This window comes from Candidatus Cyrtobacter comes, from assembly GCF_034470605.1.
Lineage (GTDB): Bacteria > Pseudomonadota > Alphaproteobacteria > Rickettsiales > Midichloriaceae > Cyrtobacter > Cyrtobacter comes.
In genome coordinates this window covers 1-6,431 of the sequence record NZ_JARGYT010000070.1, presented here as the reverse complement: position 1 = coordinate 6,431, position 6,431 = coordinate 1, and the positions used below count along the sequence as shown (strand labels likewise).

Here is a 6,431-nt window from a genome sequence, read left to right as displayed (position 1 = left end):
GGAAACAACCTTTTATCCATCTAAATACCATATTTATCGCCTCCAATATAATATTGCATCTTTTCCATTATTTGGCAAAACCTTTGTTAACAGTGCCTAGGTGATGATGTTTCTATATGGTTACCTGAGTTTTCTAAACGAGTTTCGAAAATGGGCAAATGAGATACATATTGTTACTTTTATCACTATTTCTTAGCAGTAAGGTGTGTTTTGCCTATAACTCAATGATGGAGTTTGAAAACAGGCAGCCGACATCAAGTTTTTTTGGATATCTTGGAAAACTAGATGATTGTTTCACCTCAGGAAAAGCGTTAATGCCCTGGGAGTATGGTGCATTAAACAATAATTGTATACCTACAATATTATCTAAAAAAGGTACTACGTGTAAAGGTAGTGGAACTGGTGGTGCTGCTTTTATCATCAATGCATCTAGAGGTGCTATATATCTAGCGATGCTTTCTAGTTTTCCAGTTGGCAGCATTTTTGCGCTGCTCGCAATGGGTGTAGAATACGTAATAATGGTAGATATTTGTTCAAATGCGTACATAGTTGCGCCACATGAGTATGTGAATTTTAAGCTCGACAGTTCTGGGTCGCACGTAAAGTGTGAAGATAGTGGAAGTGGTGTAATGGTGAATAATGCGAAAAGTGCGCTTACGGCAATAGATATTCCATTTTTTTACCATTGTGACCCAAATTATGAGCCTGTTAGCGGAAAAGCACTAGATCCTAATAATCCACATGATGCTGAATTGGTAGGTTTTACATGGGGATATATGGGTTCAGCTTCACCATACTGTGCGGCTGGTGCTGATCAATATGCACAAAAAGATATGGTAGGCGGTGTAGTTGTGAACTATATGTCTGGCCTGTCAAGATTCTTCAATGGCAGAGATAGATGTCAGCCATCTGGTAGGGGCTCTCCTACTAGAGGTCAGGTAATCCTAAATCCTATGAAAGGTAAAAATGGGGAGTATATGATGCCTGCTCACTATCATGCATATTTTAGATTTTCACAACAACTTGGTAAGGTGCAGCTCTGTGTTGCTACCCCATATACATTATTTCCTATAAGGGTTGGTTGTACATATGTTCCACCACCCAATCAAGAATTAGAAATAGATGAATATACTAAAAAATCCTTATCTGGCACTAGGTGTTACCACTTTTTGACAGGTAGGACGGATCTTAAATCCTTAGGAGAAGCTCTGCCAAATATTGATGAAACTGGTAGAGGAAAAAGTGGTACAAAGAGATTTTTAATGAGCGATCTGCATCTTGTAAGCACTGTTGTTGGATGTATACAGGATTTATTGGTAAAGATGTTTATAGATCCAGTTAGCTCTTCTGGAACAACTAAACCTTTCTTTCAAACTGTCCAGGAAAGATTAAAGCAGATAGTTTATAGTGTGCTTGCCTTATATGTTTGTTTTATAGGGATGAAAATTATAATATCTGCAAAGCCTCCACAGCAGGGGGAGATAGTGATGTATTTTGTAAAATTTGCAGTAGTAATATATTTTTCTGTTGGTAGTGCTTGGTATGATAATCAAGGTGGTAAACAAACGGGCCTTTATCCATCTTTGTTAAAAACAACTGAAGATATAGCTGGCCTTTTTATGGGGGCTTATAATGAATGGGATGCTGTTGGTTTATGTAGTTATAAACTTTTAGGAAGTGAAGTTATTGGGCAAAGGGATTTGCCTGTAAGTGCTGTAAGTTTTGGTAGCTCAAAGGTAAAGAATACTTACGGTTATCCCGGGATTATAAAAATGACAACTTGGGATTTAATAGATTGTAAAATAGCTAACTACCTTAGCCTGGGATCGTGCAGCTATAGCATTGTAGGCTTAATAGCTGTATGGTTAATAGGGGCGGCAATATTTGCTGGTAGTTTGGGTTTTGCACTCAGTATTGTATCATTAATATACTGTGTGATGATTATGATGGTGATACTAAAATTTGTGCACATAGTAATATTATCTGCATTCATAATAACCGTTCTTGTAGTAATTTCCCCAATCATATTCTGCTTTATGCTTTTTGAATACACAAAGCAGATATTCCAAAAGTGGTTTAGTATGATACTTGGATATACGCTTTATCCAGCATTGCTGTTTGCATTTATCGCTTTGATGCTCAGTGTTTTTGATCATGTATTTTTTGGAGACCTAGATTTAAGATCTGGAAAAAGCTTGGTAGAAGCATGTAGGGGTGTAAATTCAATATTTTGTGTTACAACAGATGTGACGAAAACTGATCCATGTGAATCAGGGCAGGGAAATATAGGTAATAAAATCACAACTTATTTAGATCTTGGGCCTTTAGGAAAAATTACAATTATAAAGCCAGCACATATACCAACATATATGCTAGCTGTACTAAAGCTTATGCTGTTTGCTTTCATATTTTACCTCTTTTCATCATCTGTAAGTAGTTTCTTGGCAATATTAACTGGTGTACAAGATGTAGGCTCTATGGCTCTAGGTGGCATAAGTATAGGCAAGATGCTATCAGCCGCTGGTTCTGCAGCCGCTGGTATTGCAAGTGGCGGGACAACTACAGCAGGTGAGGCGGCTGGCAAGGCCGCTCAAGCTGCCGGTAAGTCAGTAGGATCTTCTGGTTCTGGTGGAGGTTCTGGGGAAGGTGATCAGCCTAGGGGTTAGTCAACTTAAAAATGACTGGATAAAAGTTTGATTAAAATTAGGTAGCTTTTCAGGTCTTGATATAATATAAGTCTAGTTCTTATTACTATTTTGAAGTTATATGGCCGTCCCTAAAAAACGTACTTCTAAGTCAAGGAGAAATATGAGAAGAGCTCATGATGCCATTAGTCCGGTGAATGTAGTGGTTGATAAAGAAACTGGTGAATACAGATTACCACATCACGTTTCTCGTAAAGATGGAATGTACAATGGTAAATTTGTGCTTAAGGCCTCTACTGAATCTGAGGAGACTAAGAAGGGTGATGTATAAGCTTGGTTTTTTTGAGTTGTTGAGAGCTAGTTTTTGATGACTTACAGCGTTTCTATTAGTATAGACGCTATGGGTGGTGCTTTGGCGCCTAATTGCGTTGTTGAGGCTATTTCTGTTGCACAAAAATTATATAAGGACGTAAAATTCAACGTATTTGGTGATAGTGGGGTTTTATCTAATCTCTTCGCTAAGTACTGTATTAATCCTTCTTCTTGTGAAATTATCCATACAACTAGTGTTATTTTAGATACAGATAGTCCTGTGCGGGCATTGAGGCACTTGACAGATTCTAGTATGCGAAGAGCAATTGAATCTGTTAAAAATGGTTATGCTGATGCCTGTATTTCTGCTGGGAACACTGGAGTATTATTTATGATGTCGCGCCAAATTCTTGGTACATTAAAGCATATAAAGAGGCCTGTTATCTCTGGGGTTTTTCCTAACAAAAAAGGTAAATGTGTTTTTTTAGATATGGGGGCCAACATAGAATTTAATGCAAACTCTATGTTTCAATCTGCTGTTATGGGTGCTTCTTTTGCAAAAGCTGTGCTTGGTATAGAAAACCCTAAAATAGGAATATTGAACGTAGGTGAAGAAAAGGGTAAGGGAAGATCTGTGGAAAGTGAAGTATTTGATATACTGAAATCATCAGGGTTGGATTTTGTTGGTTTTGTTGAAGGTAACGATATAGCGGCAGGGATTGCTGACGTGGTTGTAACAGATGGATTTTCAGGTAATCTTGTTCTTAAGGCAATTGAAGGAACTGCGAGGATGATTTTAGATATGGTGAAAGATACATTTAAAAGCACGCTGCTTGCTAGGCTCGCAGCATTTTTACTTAGAAAGCAGCTGCGAGAGAGATTCATGCAATTAGATCCTAATCATAATAATGGTGCTATGCTTATAGGAATAAATGGGATTGTGGTAAAAAGTCATGGTGGAGCTAATCCTTCTGGATTTCTTAATGCTATTAAAGTTGCGCGTAGTCTTGCTAAGGATAATGTAAATTCACATATAATCGAAGAACTTGAAATTTTAGAATCTCGTGGAATTGGCCTTGATATGCTAGATAAGATAAAACATACATCTGCTAAAATTTTTGGTTTTGATAAATGAGTGTAGTGATATCAGGTATTGGTGGATATCTACCGGAGAAGGTCTTAACAAATTATGACCTTTCATCTTTTATAGATACCAGTAATGAATGGATACTTTCGCGAACTGGAATAGAAAAAAGGCATATATTAAGTGATGGCCAAGCAACATCAGATATGGCCACTGCGGCTTTAAAAAGCGCGGCTAGTAGCGCTAATATAGATCCAAAAGAGCTAGATGGAATAATAGTTGCAACAAGTACGCCTGACCTAATTATGCCATCTACAGCTGTTATTGTACAAAAGAAAATTAAGGCGTCGATTAAGTGTTTTGCATTCGATATACAGGCTGCCTGTGCTGGGTTTCTTTATGCTATAGAGCTTGGTTTTAGTATGATGAATTCAGGTAAGTACAATCATATTGCCATAGTAGGTGCAGACGCAATGTCAAAAATTATAAATTGGGAAGATAGGGCTACATGCGTCCTTTTTGGTGATGGGGCAGGGGCTTTGATTTTGAGTAGATCGGAGCAGCATGATAGAGGTCTTATTTGTTCAAAAATATATTCAGATCCTGATCTAATTGATATTTTAAAGGTGGATGGCGGAGTATCATCTGGCAGCTTTAATTCCAAGCTTTATATGCAAGGGCCTGCTGTGTTTAAAAATGCTGTAGACAAACTTTCTAGCTCGATGTTAGAAGTAGTTTCATTATCAGGTCTTCATATAAATGATATAGATCTAATTGTACCGCACCAAGCAAATCAAAGAATTACAGATTCGGTTCTTCGTGTATTGGGGGTTCCGGCTCATAAAGTTATATCAACTGTATCTGAGCATGCAAACACCTCGGCGGCTTCCATACCACTGGCTCTTCATTCAAGAAAAAAGGATGTAAAAGATCAGACAATTCTTTTTGCTGCAATAGGGGCTGGTATGACTTGGGGAGCTTGTATAATAAAAACATAAGAGATACCTGTTTTTTTGTATGTTATTGTAGTATGCTTTGTATTGAAGTCCTATATTATATTAGTAAAAAAAATGTTTCAGAAAATTTCTCAATCTAAGGAAATAAGTATAACAGAGCTTGGAGTGGTTGATAGGCTTGTAATGGGTGGTAGCCCTAATAATAGTGAATCTGGTGCAAGAAAAGGCGCTAAAAGGGAAGAGTAGAATTTGGGAGTAATTATCTCGAGAATTTATACTGCATGGATGAAGAGGCTTGAGGCATTTTTAGAGTATAAAAAAGAATGCATATCGTAATGCTTCTGCCCTCTTAACCTCAACTAATATATGTTATATGGTTAGTTCGGTGCTATGCAAATAAGCTATAGCAAAAGCATCGTAAAGTGGTGCTAACTTTGAAAATATTTTAGCTATCATTGGGTTAAGTTTAGCAAAATTATAGCTATTTTATTTGAGGCGAGAGATAGTGTCGCTTATATTACAGCTAATTAGCTTTGTTATACTAATTCAGCTTAAATCACTATATACCTCTTTATTGATAGGCTTCCAAATTTGTATATGTAACACTTCTTGAAAAATATGGTAAATCATAATCTGTATTCTTTTTTGGAAGATCTTATAAAAAGCTATGCTTTTATCAAGTAGAATACTTACAGATAAGCATTCTGTCTACAAGTAGGTCAGTAGACAAATATGCGCCTCTATTTGATAGGATGTGCTATAGTAAGTAAGATTGAATATTGAAAGAATTTAACTAAAGAAAATCATAGAGATAAGTAAAATGGCCAATATTAATCGCTCTCTAATTCATCTGTTCATATTAGCCCAGAATCTATCTATTAGATTCAAATCTGGTGAATAAGGAAAATTGTACTGCATTTTACAGGTTATATTAATTCTCTTGTTTTTTTGGATTTATGAAAAGATGTGTTGTCCATAATCACAACTTGTTCTAATTTTAACTCTTTCATCAGAAACTCTTCTACCTAAGTCTTAAATAATAATGTGTCACAGGTTCCATTAAAAACCATTGGTGCTATCAGATTCACTAAATCGGCAATAATGTTAGTTCGTTCATATAGTAAATTAAGTTGAGATTTGGGTACAGATAAGTTACAAATAAGTTAATCCAAAAGAAAATGCCAGCATCATACAGATTTTCGCAAGAAAGTTATAACATATGTAATTAGGGCATCGTCATAAAAGGATAGATTTTGTTATGTGATAGCATGACAATGAATGAATGTGAGCAACTCTATGAATGGATGTAAATTTTGCTCTAACAAAACTATGGTCAAGAATGGTTATAGTCAAGCAAAGGTATAGGTGCAAACAATGTGGCAGATTGAACAAAAGAATAAAATACTCTCTCAAAGAGGGCTGTATCGATGTATC

The 6,431-nt window shown here is 36.3% G+C and carries 5 protein-coding genes; all 5 read left to right on the top strand.

Annotated elements, in window-relative coordinates; all coding sequences use genetic code 11:
- The first annotated feature begins 158 nt into the window (after positions 1–158).
- Entirely contained in the window at positions 159–2,666 is a 2,508-nt protein-coding gene (locus tag Cyrtocomes_RS04780; RefSeq protein WP_322498057.1) for a TrbL/VirB6 family protein, read from the top strand.
- A 100-nt stretch (positions 2,667–2,766) separates the two neighbouring features.
- Positions 2,767–2,976 (top strand): 50S ribosomal protein L32, encoded by a 210-nt coding sequence (rpmF, locus tag Cyrtocomes_RS04775; protein ID WP_322498056.1) that lies wholly within the window; start codon positions 2,767–2,769, stop codon positions 2,974–2,976.
- Between the two features lie 36 nt (positions 2,977–3,012).
- Positions 3,013–4,092, top strand: coding sequence for a phosphate acyltransferase PlsX (plsX, locus tag Cyrtocomes_RS04770; RefSeq protein WP_322498055.1), 1,080 nt, complete (start codon positions 3,013–3,015; stop codon positions 4,090–4,092).
- Positions 4,089–5,039 carry a beta-ketoacyl-ACP synthase III gene (locus Cyrtocomes_RS04765; RefSeq protein ID WP_322498054.1) on the top strand — a complete coding sequence of 317 codons (951 nt, stop codon included), beginning with the start codon at positions 4,089–4,091 and terminating at the stop codon, positions 5,037–5,039. The genes plsX and Cyrtocomes_RS04765 overlap by 4 nt, the downstream gene beginning before the upstream one ends.
- 72 nt (positions 5,040–5,111) lie before the next feature.
- A complete protein-coding gene (locus Cyrtocomes_RS04760; RefSeq protein ID WP_322498053.1) occupies positions 5,112–5,243 on the top strand; it encodes a hypothetical protein in 132 nt (43 codons plus the stop codon).
- Positions 5,244–6,431: the final 1,188 nt, after the last annotated feature.

Coding starts and splice junctions, on each gene's coding strand:
- Cyrtocomes_RS04780 (WP_322498057.1), top strand. CDS start 159: ATGAGATACATATTGTTACTTTTATCACTATTTCTTAGCAGTAAGGTG.
- rpmF (WP_322498056.1), top strand. CDS start 2,767: ATGGCCGTCCCTAAAAAACGTACTTCTAAGTCAAGGAGAAATATGAGA.
- plsX (WP_322498055.1), top strand. CDS start 3,013: ATGACTTACAGCGTTTCTATTAGTATAGACGCTATGGGTGGTGCTTTG.
- Cyrtocomes_RS04765 (WP_322498054.1), top strand. CDS start 4,089: ATGAGTGTAGTGATATCAGGTATTGGTGGATATCTACCGGAGAAGGTC.
- Cyrtocomes_RS04760 (WP_322498053.1), top strand. CDS start 5,112: ATGTTTCAGAAAATTTCTCAATCTAAGGAAATAAGTATAACAGAGCTT.